Origin of the sequence: Brenneria corticis (assembly GCF_003115855.1) — a bacterium.
Lineage (GTDB): Bacteria > Pseudomonadota > Gammaproteobacteria > Enterobacterales > Enterobacteriaceae > Brenneria > Brenneria corticis.
Map to the genome: position 1 here is coordinate 27,457 of NZ_KZ819079.1, position 20,586 is coordinate 48,042.

18 protein-coding genes are annotated in these 20,586 nt (G+C 54.9%); 8 read left to right on the forward strand and 10 right to left on the reverse strand.

From position 1 onward, the window contains the following. The first annotated feature begins 135 nt into the window (after positions 1 to 135). Positions 136 to 882 (forward strand): ferredoxin--NADP(+) reductase, encoded by a 747-nt coding sequence (gene fpr / locus DDT56_RS11525; protein WP_136166598.1) that lies wholly within the window; start codon positions 136 to 138, stop codon positions 880 to 882. A gap of 7 nt (positions 883 to 889) precedes the next feature. Here fpr and DDT56_RS11530 read toward each other — a convergent pair whose 3' ends face one another. Next, the gene (locus DDT56_RS11530; RefSeq protein WP_136166599.1) at positions 890 to 1,312 is read right to left on the reverse strand and encodes a DUF805 domain-containing protein; all 423 of its coding nucleotides are present in this window, start codon (positions 1,310 to 1,312) and stop codon (positions 890 to 892) included. Between the two features lie 171 nt (positions 1,313 to 1,483). Here DDT56_RS11530 and DDT56_RS11535 point away from each other — a divergent pair, with 171 nt between their 5' ends. The 5 genes from DDT56_RS11535 to DDT56_RS11555 all read left to right on the forward strand — a co-directional run bounded on the left by DDT56_RS11535 (position 1,484) and on the right by DDT56_RS11555 (position 6,801). Continuing rightward, positions 1,484 to 2,080, forward strand: a complete 597-nt coding sequence (locus DDT56_RS11535; protein ID WP_136166600.1) for a DUF1454 family protein — start codon at positions 1,484 to 1,486, stop codon at positions 2,078 to 2,080. 128 nt (positions 2,081 to 2,208) lie between these two features. Further along, positions 2,209 to 2,976: a triose-phosphate isomerase gene (tpiA, locus tag DDT56_RS11540; protein ID WP_136166601.1), complete on the forward strand. Its 768-nt coding sequence runs from the start codon at positions 2,209 to 2,211 to the stop codon at positions 2,974 to 2,976. A 387-nt stretch (positions 2,977 to 3,363) separates the two neighbouring features. After that, positions 3,364 to 3,741 (forward strand): PTS lactose/cellobiose transporter subunit IIA, encoded by a 378-nt coding sequence (locus DDT56_RS11545; RefSeq protein WP_210417011.1) that lies wholly within the window; start codon positions 3,364 to 3,366, stop codon positions 3,739 to 3,741. Between the two features lie 19 nt (positions 3,742 to 3,760). Beyond that, the gene (locus tag DDT56_RS11550) at positions 3,761 to 4,054 is read left to right on the forward strand and encodes a PTS sugar transporter subunit IIB (protein ID WP_136166602.1); all 294 of its coding nucleotides are present in this window, start codon (positions 3,761 to 3,763) and stop codon (positions 4,052 to 4,054) included. A 50-nt stretch (positions 4,055 to 4,104) separates the two neighbouring features. Further along, a complete protein-coding gene (locus DDT56_RS11555; protein WP_136166603.1) occupies positions 4,105 to 6,801 on the forward strand; it encodes a sigma-54-dependent transcriptional regulator in 2,697 nt (898 codons plus the stop codon). A 51-nt stretch (positions 6,802 to 6,852) separates the two neighbouring features. Here the strand turns inward: DDT56_RS11555 and DDT56_RS11560 are convergent, their stop codons facing one another. The 9 genes from DDT56_RS11560 to DDT56_RS11600 all read right to left on the reverse strand — a co-directional run bounded on the left by DDT56_RS11560 (position 6,853) and on the right by DDT56_RS11600 (position 16,792). After that, positions 6,853 to 8,322, reverse strand: coding sequence for a glycoside hydrolase family 1 protein (locus DDT56_RS11560; protein ID WP_136166604.1), 1,470 nt, complete (start codon positions 8,320 to 8,322; stop codon positions 6,853 to 6,855). A gap of 94 nt (positions 8,323 to 8,416) precedes the next feature. Beyond that, complete coding sequence (locus DDT56_RS11565) at positions 8,417 to 9,712, reverse strand: PTS sugar transporter subunit IIC (RefSeq protein WP_136166605.1); 1,296 nt, start codon at positions 9,710 to 9,712, stop codon at positions 8,417 to 8,419. A gap of 280 nt (positions 9,713 to 9,992) precedes the next feature. Beyond that, positions 9,993 to 11,084 (reverse strand): agmatine deiminase, encoded by a 1,092-nt coding sequence (gene aguA / locus DDT56_RS11570; RefSeq protein ID WP_417903695.1) that lies wholly within the window; start codon positions 11,082 to 11,084, stop codon positions 9,993 to 9,995. Then, positions 11,085 to 11,969, reverse strand: a complete 885-nt coding sequence (gene aguB / locus DDT56_RS11575; RefSeq protein ID WP_136166606.1) for an N-carbamoylputrescine amidase — start codon at positions 11,967 to 11,969, stop codon at positions 11,085 to 11,087. It lies immediately after the preceding gene. Between the two features lie 518 nt (positions 11,970 to 12,487). After that, entirely contained in the window at positions 12,488 to 13,249 is a 762-nt protein-coding gene (locus tag DDT56_RS11580) for an ABC transporter ATP-binding protein (protein ID WP_136166607.1), read from the reverse strand. A gap of 17 nt (positions 13,250 to 13,266) precedes the next feature. Next, positions 13,267 to 14,850: an ABC transporter permease gene (locus tag DDT56_RS11585; protein WP_136166608.1), complete on the reverse strand. Its 1,584-nt coding sequence runs from the start codon at positions 14,848 to 14,850 to the stop codon at positions 13,267 to 13,269. A 23-nt stretch (positions 14,851 to 14,873) separates the two neighbouring features. Beyond that, positions 14,874 to 15,275, reverse strand: a complete 402-nt coding sequence (locus tag DDT56_RS11590; RefSeq protein WP_136166609.1) for an ExbD/TolR family protein — start codon at positions 15,273 to 15,275, stop codon at positions 14,874 to 14,876. Position 15,276: 1 nt separating this feature from the next. Next, positions 15,277 to 15,978 carry a MotA/TolQ/ExbB proton channel family protein gene (locus DDT56_RS11595; RefSeq protein ID WP_136166610.1) on the reverse strand — a complete coding sequence of 234 codons (702 nt, stop codon included), beginning with the start codon at positions 15,976 to 15,978 and terminating at the stop codon, positions 15,277 to 15,279. Positions 15,979 to 15,988: 10 nt separating this feature from the next. Continuing rightward, positions 15,989 to 16,792: an energy transducer TonB gene (locus DDT56_RS11600; protein ID WP_136166611.1), complete on the reverse strand. Its 804-nt coding sequence runs from the start codon at positions 16,790 to 16,792 to the stop codon at positions 15,989 to 15,991. A gap of 409 nt (positions 16,793 to 17,201) precedes the next feature. Between DDT56_RS11600 and DDT56_RS11605 the strand changes: the two genes are divergently transcribed. Both DDT56_RS11605 and DDT56_RS11610 read left to right on the forward strand, forming a co-directional pair. Continuing rightward, positions 17,202 to 18,209: an ABC transporter substrate-binding protein gene (locus tag DDT56_RS11605; RefSeq protein ID WP_136166612.1), complete on the forward strand. Its 1,008-nt coding sequence runs from the start codon at positions 17,202 to 17,204 to the stop codon at positions 18,207 to 18,209. Between the two features lie 89 nt (positions 18,210 to 18,298). Next, positions 18,299 to 20,584: a TonB-dependent receptor gene (locus DDT56_RS11610; protein ID WP_246856765.1), complete on the forward strand. Its 2,286-nt coding sequence runs from the start codon at positions 18,299 to 18,301 to the stop codon at positions 20,582 to 20,584. Positions 20,585 to 20,586: the final 2 nt, after the last annotated feature.

Consider the following 20,586-nt stretch of genomic DNA (forward strand, 5'->3'; position numbering starts at 1 on the left):
GGACATAACGCAGGTATCGCCGGCCGTTGTATCCCGCGGTACATCCCATGATTGCAAGGCGCGGAAAAGCCGGCACGCCTGCGGTTTGCCGGATGACGGATACCACGGCAATAACAGAAACAGGAGCACACAACGATGGCTGAATGGGTGACAGGCAAAGTTATTCAGGTGGAAAACTGGACGGAGAGTTTGTTCAGCATCCGGGTTCATGCCCCCACCGCGCCCTTCACCGCCGGGCAGTACGCCAAACTGGCGCTGGATGTGAACGGCGAGCGCGTACAACGGGCCTATTCCTATGTCAACGCCCCCAGCGACCCTAACCTTGAGTTCTATCTGGTCAAGGTTCCCGAGGGGAAGCTGAGCCCGCGCTTACTCGCTCTGCAGCCCGGTGATGAAGTCATGGTGACCAAAGACGCCGCCGGTTTTTTTGTGCTGGAGGAGATTCCAGAATGCGAAACCCTGTGGATGCTGGCCACCGGCACGGCGATCGGCCCTTATCTCTCCATTCTGCAGGAAGGCAAAGATCTGGCGCGCTTTAAAAACATCGTGCTGGTTCATGCCGCCCGCTTTGCCCGCGACCTGAGCTATTTACCGCTGATGCAGCAACTGCAACAACGCTACCCCGGCCAGTTGCAGATTCAAACGGTAACCAGCCGGGAAGAAAACGCCGGCTCATTGACCGGCCGCATCCCCGCGCTGATCGCCGACGGCACGCTTGAATCCGCCGCGGGTCTGCCAATCGATGCGCGGACCAGCCACGTCATGCTGTGCGGCAACCCGCAGATGGTGCGCGATACCCAGCAAATACTGAAAGAAGAACGGCACATGACCAAGCACCTGCGCCGCAGGCCCGGTCATATCACCAGCGAGCACTACTGGTGATAAACATTCAGGGGCGGAACCTGAGCGGTTTCGCTTGCGGCCCAAAGCGATTGTCTCCGGACGTGCCGACAAAAACGCCGCAGTCGAGAAATACCATCACGCAGATAAGGATGGGGAGAAAACGGCCGATGCCCCACTGCCAGATGGCCGGCAACATATACCAGTTACCGGCCGCCAGAATCCACGCCACGATTAACAGCAGCGCCCACCAGCCGCTTTTATTGCGATCGTGCAGGCGCTTTACCACTATCGCCGCCGTCGGCCACAGCAACGCCACCAGAGCGAAAGCGGTGGATTGCGTATCCAGCCAGTTCAGGCCGGCCAAAGTGAACAGCAGCATCATCAGCGCCAGCCAGATGCCAAGCCAAATCCAGAAATCACGACGGCCGATACGGCCTTTAAACGAGAAACACCATTGCTGTAGCGTCATTACCCACCGAACCCCGCATGTCAATTCGGGCCGATTTTACCCCAACAGGATGGCGCGCCGGCAATCTTTCTGCGAATTTTGACAACACCCGGCGAATGCCGCTTTAATCAGACGTATCGTCGTTATTCGCCGCCATTGGCCCAATTTAACCTTCACCTGATAAATGTACCCATGACAAGAAAAACCCTGGCGCTCCTGTTTACCCTGTCGGCACTGACGCTGTATCTTCCCGGCGCACGCTCCGATCCGACCTTTCCGCCGAAAACGCCGGTTGCCGCCCCCTATCTGCTGGCGGGCGCGCCTACCTTCGACGAAACGGTCGTGCAGTTTCGTACGCGTTACAACCTGAGCAATCCGACGCTGCCGATCAGCGAATTCCGCGTGGTCGATAGCGGCCACAGCTCCGGTCAGTTGACCCGAGCCGCCAGCAAAATCAACGATCGGCTGTATGCTTCAACGGCGTTGGAGAAAGGAACGGGTAAAATCAAAACGCTGCAAATCACCTGGGTCCCACAGCCGGAAGATACCGAAACGGAAGCCCGGCGCGCGCAGGCCGTCAGCTATATGGCGGCGCTGTTGCGGGCTTTTGTTCCGTCGTTGACGGAAGAGCAAAGCATCAAAAAAATCACCGAATTGCTGACCAAAGGCAAAGGACAGCATTTTTACCAGCAAACCGAGGGCGCTTTGCGCTATGTTGTGGCGGACAACGGCGAAAAGGGACTAACTTTTGCTGTTGAACCGATTAAGCTAACGCTATCCGCCCCCTGATCGACGCGGCAATTAATGACGAAAAACCGAGCCACGGCAACGTTTCGTCTTTATACTATCAGCAGGTCAGACTGCCGGATAGGCAGTAAAATTTTGATTCATTCGCTATTCCGCCTGGAGGAAAAAAAATGCGACATCCATTAGTTATGGGTAACTGGAAACTGAACGGCAGCACCGCTATGGTCAATGAGTTGATTACCGGCCTGCGCCACGAACTGAGCGCGGTTGACGGCTGCGGCATCGCCATCGCCCCGCCGGCGATCTATCTGGATCAGGCTAATCATCAACTGGCCGGCAGCCGTATCCACCTGGGCGCGCAAAACGTAGACGTCAATCTTTCCGGCGCCTATACCGGTGAAACCTCCGCCACCATGCTGAAAGATATCGGTGCGAAATACATTATCATCGGCCACTCGGAACGCCGCACTTATCACAAAGAAAGCGATGAATTCATTGCTAAAAAATTCGGCGTACTGAAAGAAACCGGTTTGATTCCGGTACTGTGCATCGGTGAAAGCGAAGCGGAAAATGAAGCCGGACAGACTGAAGCCGTCTGCGCGCGTCAACTGGACGCGGTGCTGAATACGCTGGGCGCCAAAGCGTTTGAAAACGCGGTCATCGCCTACGAACCTATCTGGGCTATCGGTACCGGCAAGTCGGCCACTCCGGCTCAGGCTCAGGCGGTTCACAAATTTATCCGCGATCATATCGCCAAACAGGATAAGGCCGTTGCTGAACAGGTTATTATTCAGTACGGCGGCTCCGTTAACGCCTCCAACGCGGCGGAACTGTTCACTCAGCCGGACATCGACGGCGCGCTGGTCGGCGGCGCCTCGCTGAAGGCCGATGCTTTCGCGGTGATCGTCAAAGCCGCGGCGGAAGCCAAACGCGGCTAAGTTCGCGCGTGATGGCCGATGGTCTCATCGGCTGCGGCAATTAATTGCCGAACTTGCCATTCCCTGGTCGATGCCGGCTAACTCGTTGGCATCGACCACGTTTCTTAGGAAATACGTCGTGACGTTCCCCGCGCTCTGATTCCGGAGCATTATTCGTAAACTTTTGGCCCGCGATGGCCAACTCATTTGTGGTTCGAACAGCAGAACCCATAAGCCCGTTCCCCCCCTATTTTTCTACCGCTTTACTCTTGTTCCCTGGCAACAAAACAAATTGAAACAGATGCATAAAACCAAATTAATATTTTGATAAATATGAAATTTATATTCATGGCGTGATTATTGCTTTTAATACCTACTGAGTGGCAAACCTTGAGAAGGACGTGCGGAGTGAATAATCATCCGGTTGAAATCAATTATGAAGAGATAGTAATCAATATCATCGTTAATGCCGGACAAGCCAGAAGCCGCTGTATTAACGCTATTGAGCAGGCGTCTATTCATCAGTTCGAACAAGCCCAATCGTTAATCGATCTGGCAACAGAAGACCTGCGGATCGCCCATCAAACGCAGACCAGGCTTATCGAAGATGAGGCGCGAGGGGTTTATCACCCGGTAACACTACTGATGGTGCACGCGCAGGATCACCTGATGAATGCATTGACCCTCAAAGATATAGCCCGTCAGCAAATCGAATGCTACCGACAGATTTTTACCTTGGCTCAGCAATTGGCTAAAGCGATGGCGCCGAATACTGACACTCAGTGATCTAGTTGAGGAAAAGACAATGACCCACATTACTCTGGTTTGTATGGGCGGATTCTCCACCAGCATTCTGGTGAAAAAAATGCGTGAAGCCGCGGAGAAAGACCATATCGCCGTCGATATTATGGCGACATCGGAAAGTAACTTTAAGAAAGTTGCGAACCAGACAGATATTCTGCTTATTGGCCCTCAGGTAAGCTTTATTGAGAAAAATATGCGATTAGCCTATCCGACGATGAAAATCGCTGTGATCGACAGCCTGGATTACGGCGCGATGAACGGTGAAAATGTTCTGGCTGCCGCGTTGAAGCTATAGTTCGGGAGCCTTGCTCTGTCTGGGTTAACCATTCCGCGAGATGTCATCACATGCGTATTGACACTGTTTTTGCAAAACTAAAGGAACTGGCGGATGAGAATGGTGTTTCCGCCGCGCAAGTTGCTAATGCGCTAGGGTTTGCGCGGGCGAATGTCAGCAATGATCTGAACCAGTTAGTGATAAGCGGCAAGGTGAAGAAAAGGCGCGGTAAGCCGGTACTATTTAGTCTTGTTGACGAGGGGGAATGGGTACAGGCCGGCGAAGCCCGGTTTAATCAACTGGTTGAACATAACCCCAGCCTTTTCCCCGCGGTTTCACAGGCTAAAGCGGCCGTACTTTATCCTCCTGCCGGGATGAATATATTGATCCTTGGCGAGACGGGCACGGGAAAATCGATGTTTGCCGAACTGGTTTACGATTATGCCCGCGAGGTAAAAAAACTAAAACCCAATGCGCCATTTGTAATCTTTAACTGCGCGGACTACGCCAATAATCCCCAATTGCTGCTGGCGCAGCTGTTTGGCTGTAAGAAAGGCGCGTTTACCGGTGCGACGGAAGATCGGGTAGGATTGCTGGAAACCGCCGATCGGGGCGTACTGTTTCTGGATGAAGTCCATCGATTACCTCCCGAGGGGCAAGAAATTTTCTTTACCTTTATGGATAAAGGCATATTTCGGCGTTTGGGAGAAAGCGAGGGAGAAAGGTATGCCGATGTACGTATTTTTTCTGCCACGACCGAAGACCCCGAATCCAGTTTGCTGCGGACATTCACCCGTCGTTTCCCGATGGTAATCCGTCTCCCCGCCTTGCATGAACGTTCCATTCAAGAGCGCTTTGATCTGATCAAGTATTTTCTTAATCAGGAGTCAACCCACCTGGATGAGAGTATTACTGTGTCGGTAAATGCGTTGCGCGCGCTGATGAGCTACGATTGCCCCAATAATATCGGTCAACTGAAATCTGATATCCGTTTTGCCTGCGCCGGGGCTTATGCGGAATATATGTCCGGTAAGAAAGATAAAATCAGGATTAACAGCCGGACGCTGCCGGCGCACACCAGCCAGGCGCTCTATACGCATACCGATCACCGACAAATCTGGAACAAGATCATCGGAATCAATAAGCAAGGCATTATTTTCAACGGTGATCAAAATAGTCCGCAATTTGAGGAAAATGAAGCTGATGACATTTATGATCGGCTAAATTTACGGGTCTCTGAATTAAAAAGCCAGGGGGTTGATGATCAGATATTAGCAGCGGAAATTGAAAAAGATATCGCCGATTATTTTCAAAGTCATATTCGGCGCTCTGAGCGAAAATTTGATCCACGCCATCTGGAGAATGTGGTCTCAGCCACCGTACTGCGTTTGACGGAAGAATTAATTCGCTATGTGGAAAATAAGCTTCAGTGCCAATTGAGTAATGAAGTTTATTATGGACTGGCAACCCATATTGAGAATGCGGTGGAACGGGTGCGTAAAAATAAAAGCATTGTTAATCCACAACTTAATCTTATCCGCACCGGGCATCCCGACATTTTCAATGCCGCGCTGGATTGTTTAAGAATGATTGAACGCGTGATGGCGGTGACGCTGCCTATTGACGAGGCCGGGTTCCTTTCCATGTTTTTCCTTTATAGTAATCGGGCATTGGAACGGCACGGCCATGATGTCCGGGTGATCGTTGTGGCGCACGGCCGTGATACCGCCAGCGCAATAGTCGAAACAGCCAATACGCTGCTAGGGGTGAATTACGCGCAAGGGTATAATGTTCCACTGGAAGAAAAGGCTCAGACCACGCTGGAATGTATCGTCGGCTACCTGCAATCCTTGCCGACAAAAGCTGATGTAATGCTGCTGGTCGATATGGGCTCGTTGACCCGATTCGGTGAGGAAATTGCCCGGCGATGTGAAATCAACGTGCGCACCGTACAGTTAATCAGCACGTTGCATGTGATTGAGGCAATACAACGCGCAATGAACGGTGCAACGCTGGAAACCATTTGCCATGATGTGTTGCAGGTTAATAAGGAGATCGACCCTTGCGTCACAACGGAAATCACCCCATCGGTTTCCCTCGACCTGCGGCTCAACGCCAGCAGAGAGAAAAAACTGGCAGTTATCGCTCTCTGTTCAATGGGGGAAGGAAACGCCAGAATCATTGAGAATATCGTCAACCAAACCCTAACGCATCGCAAGAATATTCTGGAAGTGCTTCCAATCAGCATGAGCTGCGAACAGGGGATTTATCATAAAATAAGTGAATTAGAAAATAATTATCGCATTATCGCCATCGTCAGTCCGTTCCGGCTGCAATGGCCTGCGGCACAGTTTAATCTCGACGATATCCTGCAAGGTGACGGTATATCGCAGTTGCACTCATTGATTGATCGTGAAACAACGTATGCTTTGGTTGAAGAAACATTATCGCCAATTCTGCAACATATCGAGCCCACGAAAATTCTGCCGCAGATAAAAGAATTCAATGCTGAAGTCAGTCAAAAACTCAACGTTTCTTTATCCGCCAATATGTTGATTGGCATCACGATGCACCTGGCCTGTCTGCTTGACCGCCAGGTTGCGCGCGAACCAGGCAGTTTCTTTCCGGACAAGGAACAATTTATGCTCGAGAACGCCGCGGCATTGATCGTCGTCAGACAAGCATTTTCGCCATTTGAAGGCTTATTAAACATTACGCTTCCAGATGATGAACAATGCGCGCTGCTGCGTTTTTTTATTCAGCAATAAACGAGATAAAAATCTGCACCGCTATACAATACTTTCGGTGCAGGTCATTATTCACCCCAGATTCTCGCCGTTGGACTGAATCACGCCCTTATACCAATAAAAACTTTTTTTCCGGCTACGTTCAAGCGAACCATTGCCATAATTATCCTGGTCGACGTAAACGAATCCGTAGCGTTTTTCCATCTCTGAGGAGGTATAACTTACCGAATCGATACAAGCCCAACTGGTATAACCCATAACCTCAATACCATCCTCGATCGCTTCACGTATCTGTGCAATATGCTGGCGGAAATAATCGATCCGGTAATCGTCATCAATGGAGCCGTCCGGGTTAACCTGATCGGTGGCGCCTAAACCGTTTTCCACAATAAATAACGGTATTCCATAGCGGTCATAGAGTTCGTTCATCACAATACGCAGACCGATGGGATCGATGTGCCAGTTCCATTCTGTGGTTTCCAGATAAGGATTTTTGACGCTGTTGGAGAGATTACCGCTGACCTTTTCCAGGTTTTCCTCATTGATACTGGCCACCCGCGATACGTAATAACTGAACGAAAGAAAATCCACCGGATGTTGCTTCAAGATCTCTTCGTCGCCTTCAACCAGCGTCAGCGTAATACCTTGTTCTTTGAAATAGCGTTTACTCTGTCCGGTATAACTTCCTCGGATCTGCACGTCGGAGCAAAAATAATTAAACTGCATTTTTCTCTGAGCCAGCAATACGTTCAGTGGATGGCAGTTTTCCGGATAAGTTAAATGGCAGGTTAACATGCCACCAATTTTTGCCTGCGGATTGATCTGATGACAGTATTTTACCGCCAAGGCGCTGGCGATAAATTGATGATGCAACGCCTGATAAACCGTTTGTTTTAACCGATCGCCAAACCTTTCCGGCACAATGCCGCCGCTGCTGAAAGGGTGGCGAATAATGCTATCAATTTCATTAAAAGTCAGCCAGTATTTCACTTGCGATCGATAACGGATAAACAGGGTTTTAGCGAAATTAACAAAATAATCAACCACCTTCCGGTCAGCCCAGCCATTATGATGGTTGACCAGATACAGTGGCATTTCATAGTGGGAAAGCGTCACCAGCGGCTCAATATTCAACCGGTTCATTTCAGCAAACAGCTGGTCGTAAAAGGCCAGACCTTCTTCATTCGGCTCACTCTCATTGCCATTGGGGTAGATCCGCGTCCAGGCGATAGAGATCCGCAACACTTTAAATCCCATCTCGGCACACAGGGCCAAATCCTCCTTATAACGGTGATAAAAATCGATACCCCGACGTTTGGGATAATCCTTATCCGAATTAGATTCCATTGCTGCTGTAATCTGACTATCCGTGATGACATGATGTTTTGCGTAGTCGCCCCTTTTTTTGAGATCGCTGCGATATATCGCCACATCAGCAGTGGACAATCCCTTGCCGCCAATATTCCACGCCCCTTCCACCTGATTGGCCGCCAGCGCGCCGCCCCAAAGAAAACCTTCAGGGAATGATTTATCTGTAATCATGACGTACTCCTGTGATTGGGTCATAAATTGTCGATTTTATTGTGTTATATAGGCCATAGGACATCGGCCCTAGAGTCCCCGGTGTCGACGCTAGTCAGTTCTGGTTTTCTAATTTCTGCGCGTTAGCGATATCCAGTCTGGTCTTTTCCACCTGCATGCTGTCCAGTCGTTTGAAGAAAGGGTAATAAATCGCCGTATTGAGCACGATCAAAACCAACTGCAACAGAACAAATAAAAAACTTCCCTGCATTAATACGTTAGCGAAAATAGGTAGCCCTACCGGCGGGAAAATACCCATCATTCGGGGAATGACTTCCAATACTGTCAGCCAGTAGGCAATTGAGACATTGACTATTGGTGAAATAATAAATGGAAGAGCAGTCACCGGGTTGAGAATAAGCGGTATGCCAAAAACAAGAGGTTCGTTAATTCTCATAAATGAGGTTAGCAAGGTCATACGTCCCAATTTTTTTAATGCTTCACTTCTGGCCCGAAATGCCATTAACAAATTCAAACCAAAGGTTGATCCCCCACCGCCAATATTTGCCCAACAAATATAGAACGCATAACCAATTATATGTGGCAGAGGGTCGCCATTTTGCATCGCCGCCAGGTTTTCAATATCCAAAGCAATATAAATGGGTTTCCAGACCGCTCCCGTTACCATGGTACCGTGGATACCAAATAGCCAGAGTATATTGGAAACGGTCACGAACACGAGCAGGCCGCCGAACGAACCGGTTATACCCAATAACGGTTGTTGCAGTGAATGATAGATAAAGGCATGAATACTTCCATCAGGAGTAAGTTTAAATATACCGGCAACAGCGGTGAAAATGACGGCGTTAACCAAAGCCGCGATTAATCCATTGAAAGTTTGACTCACTGTTTCTGGTACGTTATCCCCCATATTGATCACCCAATTCAGTTTGATCACCGTGGAATAAATTGCGTTTACTGCTAATGCTACAAAAATGGCGACAAATAATCCGCCAGCTCCCAAATAAGTAATAGGTAATACTTTTACATTGTTCAGTACATCAATGGGAGTTGTAATCAAAAAACAAATTAAGGCGATCATCCCGACGACTATACCGTTGTGGTCTAGCGATTCCGCCAATTTATAAGCGATTAAAAACACCACATAAAGCGACATCATATTGATGGTAACGGTGGCGGGTAGTGAGATCAGAGGTTTCAGACCGGTTTCGGTGATGAACTGGCTATAGCTATCAATGGGGATATTAGCCAGAAGTATAGAAAAGGCACCAATAATCAGTACCGGAAGGGCAGAGGTAAAGCCGTTGGCGATTGACATCAGATAGCGATTGCCTTGGGTAGCATAAGCAAGCTGTTGTAGTCCCGCCATGAAATTATGTTTATCAGCCATAGTATTCTCTCTAATAAAGCACCTGCGTTGGTAACGTGGTAACTCTTTAAAGCAATTGCCATGCCATTAAAATAAACATTTATTTTTCAATATATTATATTGAATTTATGCAAGTGTATTGAATCGTTTTACTGTGGTGGTAAATACGGGAAGGTAAAAAAATACCATCGAGGTCCATTTGTACGGCCGCTCTCGCATCGGGCCGGTAGCATAAGATGGTGATCAGCCTGGGAGTTTCCTCCCAAGGCCGTCGCGGGCGCCGTTGAAAACGCTTGCCGCTTTATCTCACCGCCGGAATTTGCTGGGTAATACAGTGAATATTACCGCCCCCCAGCAGGATCTCGCGGGCGGGCACGCCGCTTATCGTATAGTCCGGAAACATCTGCTGTAACAGGTCGCGGGCAATATCATCGGTACGCGCATCCAGCAGCGGGAAGATAATTTGCCGGTTGCTGATCAGGAAGTTGACATAGGAACCGGCCAGACGCGCGCCGGCAAGACGTTCAACCGCATTGCCGATATCCACGCCCCGCGCTTCTTCCTGCGTCGTATACAGCGGCCCCGGCGCCGGCAGCTTCCAGATTTTCAGCTGACGCCCCTGCGCATCACGCGCGGCGGACAACACCTCGTAGGCCGCCGCCGACCGGGGATATTGCGGGTCGTTTTCATCATCCGTCCAGTGCAGCGCCACTTCACCGGGGCGAACAAAACAGCACATATTGTCGATATGCCCGTCGGTTTCGTCGTTATAGACCCCCTCCGCCAGCCAGATAACCGTCGAGACGCCCAGATAATCACGCATCAACTGCTCGATCTGCGCTTTGCTCAGCTGCGGGTTGCGATTGGGATTCAGCAGGCACTCCGCCGTGGTCAGCAGCGTCCCTTCGCCGTCGGTATGGATTGAACCGCCTTCAAGCACCAAGGGCGCGGCGTAGCGCGCATTGCCATGATAGGAGAGCACCTGCGCGGCGACCTTTTCATCCTGGCGCCAGTCTTCATACAGACCGCCGAGTTCGCCGCCCCAGGCGTTAAACCGCCAGTCAACGCCGCGGCGCTCCCCCGCCTGATTCAGCACCATCGTCGGACCGGTATCGCGCATCCAGGCGTCGTCGCTCTCCATGGCGACCAGCGTGACGCTGCCGGGCATAATGCGTTTGGCGTCATCCAGATAACGGGCCGGCACGCCCATGATTACCGGCGTTTTCTGCGCGATGGCGTCGGCCACCGCGGCAAAGGTTCGCTGCGCCGGCAGCGCATCATCGCGCCAGTTATCCCGGCGATAGGGCCACAGCATCCACACGGCTTCCTGCGGCGCCCACTCGGCCGGCATCGTAAAGCCATCCTGATACGGCGTGGTCAATTGTGACATCATTTATCTCCGCGTCCTGCCGTCAGAGCTGGCGATCGCGCCGTACATGTCCGGACGGCGATCGCGGAACAGTCCCCAGGACGCGCGCTGCGCGGCGATGGCGTCCAGATCAAAGGTATGCACCAGTACGTCTTCGTCGGTTTTGTTGGCCTGCGCCACCAGCGCGCCGGTTTGATCGGCGATGAAAGAGGAGCCGTAAAAGGTCATTTCCAGACCGTCGATATATTTACTGGCTTCGGCGCCAATGCGGTTGGAGGCAATCACCGGCACCAGATTGGCGGCGGCGTGGCCCTGCTGAACCCGGGTCCAGTGCGGCTGGCTGTCGATATCCGGGTACGCCGGCTCGGAGCCGATCGCCGTCGGGTAGAAAATCAGCTCCGCGCCCTGCAATGCCAGGCAACGCGCGGTTTCCGGGAACCACTGATCCCAGCAGATGCCGACGCCGATTTTCGCATAGCGCGTCTGCCAGACTTTAAAACCGCTATCGCCGGGGATAAAGAACTGCTTCTCCTGGTACGCCGGGCCGTTGGGAATATGGGTCTTGCGATACAGATCGAGCACCGAACCGTCGGCGTCGATCACCACCAGCGAGTTGTAGTAAGCATTATTGGCGCGTTCGAAAAAGCTCAGCGGCAGCACCACTTCCAGCTCGGCCGCCAGCGCGGAGAAATGTTTAATCAGCGGGCTGGTTTCCAGCTCCTGCGCCAGGGCGTAGTGTTCCGGGCTCTGATCGATACAGAAATAGGGCGCGGCGAACAGCTCCTGAATCAGGATCACCTGCGCCCCTTCGGCATGCGCTTGTCGCACCAGCTTTTCGGCATTCTCGATATTCCTGGGCAGATCCCAGGAGCACGCCATTTGCGTTGCGGCAACGGTAACTTTTGTCATGCGAAAACCTCAATAATAGCTATTTATACCCGCCCTCTTGCGCCAGGCGGATATCGGTAATGAGCACTGTCACGCGTCGGCCCCAAACGGGAGCGACCATAACGAGTTTAGGTCAACAAGGCATCCGATGCCCGAACTGAAACACCTGAGTCAGGTATTCACCGAAAACGACCGGCGCATTATGCCAGTTAATGACCATGATTCGCTATGATGACTCATCCGTAAGGCAATCACCCAATAGCTTTCAAGCGGCGGGAAGCGTTCAGCGGAAGCCGGTGACGGCAGGGCGCGGGATTTACCCGCGCTCAGACCATTGACAAAGTAAGCATCCGTAATACTGACCCCAAATCCGTCATTCCTGCAGATCCCCGCCTTCGCGAGGAGGAATATTTCTGATATCAATGCATTAGCTGAAAGTAGATCCCCGCTTTCGCGAGGATGACGATGAAGATAAAGGGTTTGTCAGCAACCTCGGCGCAGGATTTACCTGCGTTTTCCATGGTAAACCAGGGAGATGGCTACGCCTCGATTGAGGTCTCCGCCTGATTCAACGCCTCGCTCAGGATCTGGCGCTGCGTCAGCAGCGCCTGGCTGTTGCGCTCGCGCGGATAAGGGAGGTTCACCGGCAGGATATCGCTGATCCGCCCCGGTCGGGGAGACATCACCACCACGCGGTCGGCCAGAAAGACCGCCTCTTCCACATCGTGCGTGACCAGCAGAATAGTCAGGTCGGTTTGCCGGCGAATATCAGCCAGCCGCTGCTGCAGCTGCTGTTTGGTGATCGCGTCCAACGCGCCGAAGGGTTCGTCCAGCAGCAGGATTTTCGGCCGCGTCGCCAGTCCCCTGGCAATGGCGACGCGCTGCGCCATCCCGCCTGAAAGCTGGTGCGGCAGGGCGTCGGCAAATCCTTCCAGCCCCATCATCCGCAAATAGTGGGCGATCTGCCCCGCCGTCTCCGCCGCGGAGAGGTCGAGATTGAGCATGCCGAGCCGGATATTGTCCGTCACGGTGAGCCAGGGAAACAATCGCGGCTCCTGAAACACCAGGCTGACGTCGGCGGGAATGCCCTGCACGGGGCGATCGCCCAGCAGGATAGTCCCCTGCTCCGCTTTCTCCAGGCCCGCCGCCAAACGCAAAATCGTCGATTTGCCGCAACCGCTGGCGCCGATGATGGCGACCAGTTCGCCGGCGCGCAGCGCCAGATTAATCTCTTGCAGCGCCGTCAGGGACGCGCCATTTACCGTAAACCGTTTGGTAATGTGCTGAAATTGCAGGGACATGGGTTCTCCATTGGCGATTACTTAAAACGCCAGCCGGTCAGATAGCGTTCAGACAGGGTGATAACGCGGGAAAAAATCGCGGCGACGACGGCAATCAGCACCACGCCGGCAATAATCCGCTCGGACTCCAGCAACTGCTGAGCGCGGATCATCATGCCGCCAAGCCCTGCGCCCGAAGGAATGAAATATTCCGCGCCGATGGCGCCGGTCCAGGCGTGCATCAGCGCCAGCCTCAGCCCGGAAAAGAGGGAAGGCAGCACGCTGGGCAGCACCAGCTTTCGCAGCTTTTGCAGCGGACTCAACCGCAGCATGCGCGCCACTTCCTGTAGCGTGGGCGGCAGTTGGGCGATACCCTGCCGGATCGCCAGCAGCATCGGAAAGAAAGCGGCGACGGCGATAAACACCACTTTGGCGGTGTCATCCAGACCGAACCAGGCGGTGATAAGCGGCAGCCAGGCAAAAATCGCCACGCTGCGCAGCGCGGACAATAGCGGATTGAACAGCCTGTCGGCCATGGGCCAGCCGCCGAGCCAGGCGCCCGCCAGCACGCCCGCCGCGCTGCCCAGCGCAAACCCTTGCAGGGAGCGCGCCAGACTGGCTGTCAGGTCGGTCAGCAGGTCGCCGTTGGCCAGCCCGGCGAATAGCGTCTCCACGACGCGATCCGGCGCCGGGAGAAAGACGGCGTTGACCCAGCCGCGATCGCCGCTTATCTGCCAGCAGCCGAGCAGCAGCAGCGGCACGATCCACGGCGTCAGGGACAGGCTGGAAAGCGGGGAGGTCATCGCGTCTCGGCCCAGCACCGGCGCGGGCCAGTGTACCCAGCGCCGTTCCAGCCGCAGCAGCAATCGCTCTCCGGCAAAGCCGAACAGGCCGATAATCAGAATACAGACAAACACCAGATCCAGCATAAACAGCTGGCGGCTTTGCACCAGCAGGTAGCCCAGCCCTTCGCTGGAGGCCAGCAGCTCCACCGCCATCAGCGATACCCAGCCCTGTGAAAAGGCGAGCCGAATGCCGGTCATCACGTAGGGCAGCATCGCCGGGATAATCAGCAGGCGCAGAAACGCCGGCGGCGGCAGGCGCAGGCTGCGCGCCATTTCATGCAGCTTCTGCGGCGTCTGCTGAATACCCGCGCAGGTGTACAGCGTGACGGGCACGGTGACGGATTTCACCAGAATCACCAGCTTCAGCGCTTCGCCGATGCCCAGCGCCAGCATAAATAGCGGGATCCAGGCCAGGGTGGGGATCTGCGCGATAACGGTGAACAGCGGCATAAACAGCGCATGCAGACGACGGCTCAAACCAAACAGGCTGCCGAGCAGCAGCCCGACCGCGATGCCGCCGCCCAGACCGATCGCCAGCCGCAGCAGGCTGATGGGCAGTTGATGAATCAGCTCTTCGGGGATAAATGCCCGCGCGCTTGCCGCCACCGCCATCGGCGAGGGCAGAATTTGCTCCGACATCCACCCGAGCCGGCTGGCAAGCCACCACCATGCCAGCAGCAGCAGCGGCACCACCAACGCGACGTAACCCGCCGCCGCCGCGGACAGCAGCGGAGCGGCGAGCGTGGAAGCGCTGCGCGCAGCGGATTTGGGCATCATGGTTTCAGACTTACCCGGCAACATTATTTCTGCGTCAGCAGGGACAGGCGCGTAATGCCCGCCTGCTCCACATCGGCCAGCAACGCCGCGACCGTGCCGTAACTGGCCTCTTTATCCGCCTGCACCTGCACCGCCAGGCTATCGTCGGCGGCCCTGGCCTGTTGCAGGCGGGGGATCAGCTGTTCACGGTCAAGCAGCTCTTTATTGATAAACACCTGCTGTTCGCCGTCGATGCTGATCACGATAGGGTCGGTGCGATCGGCCGGCGCCACCGCCGTGGTTTTGGGTAACTGGATCGGAATGGCGTTGGTCAGCATCGGCGCCGTGACGATAAACACCACCAGCAGCACCAGCATGACGTCCACCAGCGGCGTGATGTTCATTTCGCACATCACATCGTCATCGTTGCGGGAAGTGAAGGCCATATCACACCACCTCCCGGATGTTTTTCACCGTAAACGGCGCCGCCGACGGTTCGCCGTTTATTTGAAAATCATGCGCCTGCATCACGCTGTAAATATCGTGGGCAAAATCATCCATTTCCGCCACGGCGAGCTTGAGGCGGCGCAGAAAATAGTTGTAGATCAGCACCGCCGGTACGGCGACGGCGATGCCGATCCCGGTGGCGATCAGCGCATTGCCGATAGGACCCGCCACCGTATCGAGGCTGGCGGAGCCCGTCAGGCCAATCTCCTGCAAGGCCGCCATAATGCCCCAGACGGTGCCGAAAAGACCGATAAACGGCGAGGTGCTGCCGATACTGGCCAGAACCGCCAGCCCGCTTTCCAGCGAACGGCGTTCGCGCTGGATTTGTTGTTGCAGCGCCCGCTCCACCCGATCGGGAAGATGGATGGCGGCGGCCAGATTACCGCGGATACGCTCCGGGGCCTTGAGCGCCGCCTGCGCCAGATTGGCGAGAGAGCCGGGCAGGCTGGCGGTGGTGGACAGCGTCTGACTCAGATCTTCCTGCCGCCAGAAAGCGGCGCGGAAGCGTTGGTCGCGGAGCTGCAAACGCCGGTATTGCCCCCACTTCAGCAACCCAAGCATCCAGGTCAGCACGGAGAAAAGCAGTAAAAGCAGAATAACCGCCCCCTCCGGGGAGAGCAGTTCAATGTGTCCGAGCGTCATAACGAGTACCTCATGAATTAAGCGAAAAATCGATAGGGACGATTACCCAGCCGCTGACGGCCTGATTACCGCGGCGGGCCGGGACGAAAGACCAGCGCAGCACCGTGTCTCTGGCCGCATCGTCCAGCGCCGAATAGCCGCTTGATTTTTGAATACGGATAGTTTGCACCTTGCCGTCGGCGCGTACCTGCACATTGAGCAGCACGGTTCCCTCATGGCCCCGGCTGATCGCCACATCCGGGTAAGGCGGCGCCGGGTTATGCAGGTAGTCGGCGTTCGCCAGCGGCGGCGTGAGCGGCGCTTGCGCCGCGGCCGGAGAAGGCGCCGCGGCCGGCGCCGTCGAGGCCAATGCCGGTTTGGGTTCCGCCGGCGGCTTGGGCGTCGGCTGGCGCTTTTTCACCGCGACTTTTTTTTTCGCCACGGGCGGCGGCTTTTTCTCCACGACCGGAGGAAGCAAGGCGTTCTCATCCACCGTTTTGGTTTCCGGCGGCGGCGGTTCCGGTTCGCTTGGCGCCGCCGGTTCAACCACCTCGGGCGCCGTCTCTTCAGGAACGGCGGCGACCAACTCCACGCTAACGGGCTGCGGACGCGGCGGCGCCGTCACGGGCAGCGTCGCCGGACGATTAAGCAGGGAAAGCGCCGCGGCGTGCAGCGTCAGGGTCAATATCGCCGCCAGCCAATACTGCGGCCGGGACGGACGTAGCTCGTTCAATCGCTGCAGAGCAAAATCGCCAAGGGAGCGGACAGCCTGCGTCGCCTGCGGGGAACGGGGCCGAGACTCCGCGGCGTTTCCCGCATACAGTAATTCCGTCATGATGTTATTACTCCTGACAGCATTAATTCGTTTATCCGATTTTTCTGTCCCATCCAATAAAGTCAAATTATGTATATGCATATCGATATACCTTTATTTAATTATTTGACCGTAATGGGAAGGTCTCTCGTCCGATAATATTTATGGTGCGTTCAGCTTACGGGGAATAATTCCATTCAGGCTAATGCATAGTTGGAATAGTTTTTTTTCGTTTACTGCATACCGGTGAAATATAACGATGAGTACTGGTTTAGCTAATTAACAAAAATGATAATGCTTTTTTTGTATTAGTCAGTTTATTTCTCACCGTTTAAATGTTGTGTTGCAACAACACCTCAGGGTTCGAAGAAATAAAGCGGTTAAAAAATAAATATATTCGAAAAACACCATAACGGCGGGTAAAAATACCATGATGACTTTAGGGCGTAAAACGTTGTTCACCGGGCTGCTGGCCATCAGTATATTGTGGTCCGGCACGGCGGCGGCCATCAGTGAAATTCGCATCGCCGCGCCGGATATCGGCGCGGGCACGCAACCCAGCGGCGGCGGGCTGATTGACGTGATTTATAGCCAGAAGCTGCTGGAACGCGAGTTCGGCAAAGACGGCATCAGCATTCGCTGGACCTTTATCAAAGGCGCGGGCCCGGTTATCAACGAGGCGTTCGGCAACCATCAGGTGGATGTGGCCTACCTCGGCGATCTGGCCAGCATTATCGGCCGCTCCCGCGGGTTGGATACGCGGGTCATCGCGGTGGCGGCACGCGGCATAAACCACTATCTGGGCGTCGCCAAGGGTTCCGGCATCCATCAGCTGGCGGATTTAAAGGGTAAACGGGTGGGGCTGTTTCGCGGTACGGCGGCCGAGCTTTCCTTCGTTAACGCCCTGGACTCCCAGGGGGTGAAAGCATCCGACCTCAAAATCATCAACCTCGACTTCGCGGCGGCCAGCGCGGCGTTGGCCGCCGGACAAATTGACGCCACCTGGGGCGGCAGCAACATCCTCTCGCTGCGCGATAAAGGGCTGGCGGAAATCCCTCTTTCCAGCCGCGATTTACAGGGCGCGGGGCAGCTAAGCGGTTTTCTGCTGGTGGATAAGAAATTCGCCCAGGGCAATGAGGATATTCTCCGGCGTTTGGTCAAAGTACAGCGTGAAGCGGCGGCCTGGGGCAGCGCGGAAAAAAACAAGGACGCCTTTATTCAATTATTGGCGACCCAATCCGGTTACCCGGAAAACATATTACGCGCCGAATGGGATACCTTACCGCCATTATCGGAGCGACTGTCTCCGGAATGGGACGCCGCCTATGTGGCGAAATTAAAACAGGCGGTGAAACTGGCCTACGAGGTTCGCCTGATTCGGCAACCTTTCGACGTGGACCAATGGCTGGATGATTCCTATCTGAAAGCCATACGCTGATCCTCTCCTCCCGATATTATTTTTACCTATTATTGCCGTGAATTTCACGGCAACAGGCGGGCTTTTTTTAATTAAATGCGGAACGACACATGAACTTTAAAAAACGTAATTTATGGCTGCCACCAGCCTTAATGAGCTGCGCCTTAACCCTTTCGGCGCATGCGCAGTCGGCGCAAACGCCAGCCGCCGCCGATAATAAAAACGGCGCGCCATCAACGCCCGGTTCCGCGGTGCAGCTCAAACGGGTGAAGGTGAGCGCCCAGCGCGTTCAGGCGCAGCCGCCGGCCACGCTGTCGACGGTCATCGACGGCCAAACGCTGGAAGAAGAGCGCCTGTATCGTTTTGAGGATCTGTCCCAGGCGGTGACGGGCATCGATATCGCGGCGGTAGACGCGATGGATACCCGCGTCACCATCCGCGGCATCGGCGATGGCGGCGGCAGCGAAATCAATATCGGCATGCCGAGCAGCGTCGGCCTTTTTCAGGACGGCGTCTATCTCTCCCGTCCGGGAATGCTCTCCAACGACCTGCTGGATATCGAAAGCGCCAGCGTGCTGAAAGGCCCGCAGGGGATGCTGTACGGCTTTAACACCACCGGAGGCGCGGTGGATATCCGCACCCGCAAGCCCACGTTCAGACCGGAATTTTCAATCAGCCAGTCGGTGGGGCAGCGCGGTTATCTGCAATCCAGACTGATGGCGTCCGGCGCCTTGAGCGACAGCTGGGCCGGGCGCATCAACCTTTCCCGCACCGAAAAAGGCGGCTACGTCACCAACGTGGAGAACGGCCATAAGCTGGGCGGCAGCACCAGCAACGGCGTACGCGGCCAGCTGCTGTATCAGCCCAATGACGCTTTCAACCTGCGTATTACCGGCGACTACAGCAACGCCACCAACCGTCCGGTGATGGTGTTGATCGACAGTCACGAAGTGGGCGGCACGGATCGGTTCCGCGCGCGCGCCTCGGCATTGGGCGTGAATGTGGTCAAGGGGCGCCAGGTGGCGCTGGACGACGAAAGCTCCAACCGCGTTACCCAGGGCGGCGGCGCGGTGGAAGCCAACTGGCGGCTCGCCAACGGTTTCAACCTGCACTCCCTTTCGTCGATACGCTATTTCCGCATACTGCCCAAAACCGCCGACGGCCTGAGCATCCCCTTGTACCGCAACAGCGGCGCGGACGTGCGCGACCGTACCTGGTCGCAGCGCTTCTGGCTGGATTCGCCGAAAAACGGCGCGCTGGATTACACGCTGGGCGTCGATTACTGGGGAGAAAACCTCGATACCTTCGCCCACGACTATTACTACGACGGCAGTCAGGTCACCGACTGGTACGGCTCGACGGGAAATACCGGAAAATTCGTTCAGCGCTTCGGCGCGCTGGACGACACGCTGTTTTCCACTTACGGACGCGCCACCTGGCACGCCACGGATACGCTGGACGTGACGGTCGGGCTGCGCCATACCCGCGAGAAGAAAGAGGGATCGTTCCGCCGTATCAACAAAAACGATTTTGACTCCGGTCTGCTGGAGCAAACCAATAACCTGCCGTCCGCCATGGTGAACCTGAACTGGTTCGCCACCCCGAACGTCGTTCCCTATCTTACCCTGGGCTATGGGGAAAAATCCGGCGGACTGAACATCTCCTCCGGCGCCGCGCAAAAGGCGGGGCTCGACTCGCTGTACATCAAACCGGAGAAAACCCGGGCGGCGGAGCTGGGGGTGAAAACCCACTGGCTGCAACGTAAGGTGGAATGGAACACCGCGCTGTTCTGGAGCGAAGTCACCGACTTCCAGACCACCGCCTATGATGAAGAAACCCTCAGCAGCTATCTGATCAACGCCGGGAAAATCCGTTCGCGCGGCGTGGAGTCGCAGCTGGCGCTACGGCCGATCGACGGACTGACCGTCAGTCTGAACGGCACCTTGCTGGATGCGCGTTATCTCAACTTCACCAACGCCAGATGCCCGGCGGAAATCTCGCTGCTGGCCGGCGCGCCCTCCTCTTGCGATCTCACCGGCCAGCGGGTGTTTAACTCTCCGCGCCTGAGCTACAACACCCGCGTCCGCTATGAATGGGAGACGCCGTATAACCTGCAAGCCTTTGTTTCCGGGCAATGGGCGTGGCGCAGCGCCGCCTACGGCACGGTGGATAACTCCGAATTCACCCGCAAATCCGCCTATGGCGTACTCAATCTGTCGACCGGCCTGAACGGCAAACAGGGCGGCAATGGCTGGCATGTGTCGCTGTGGCTGAAAAACGCGCTGGATAAAACCTACTACCGCACCACCAAGTCCGGCGACTACGGCTCGGCGTACGGCGTATTGGGCGAGCCGCGCACCTTCGGCGTGACCTTCGGTTACGATTTCAAGGGCTGATT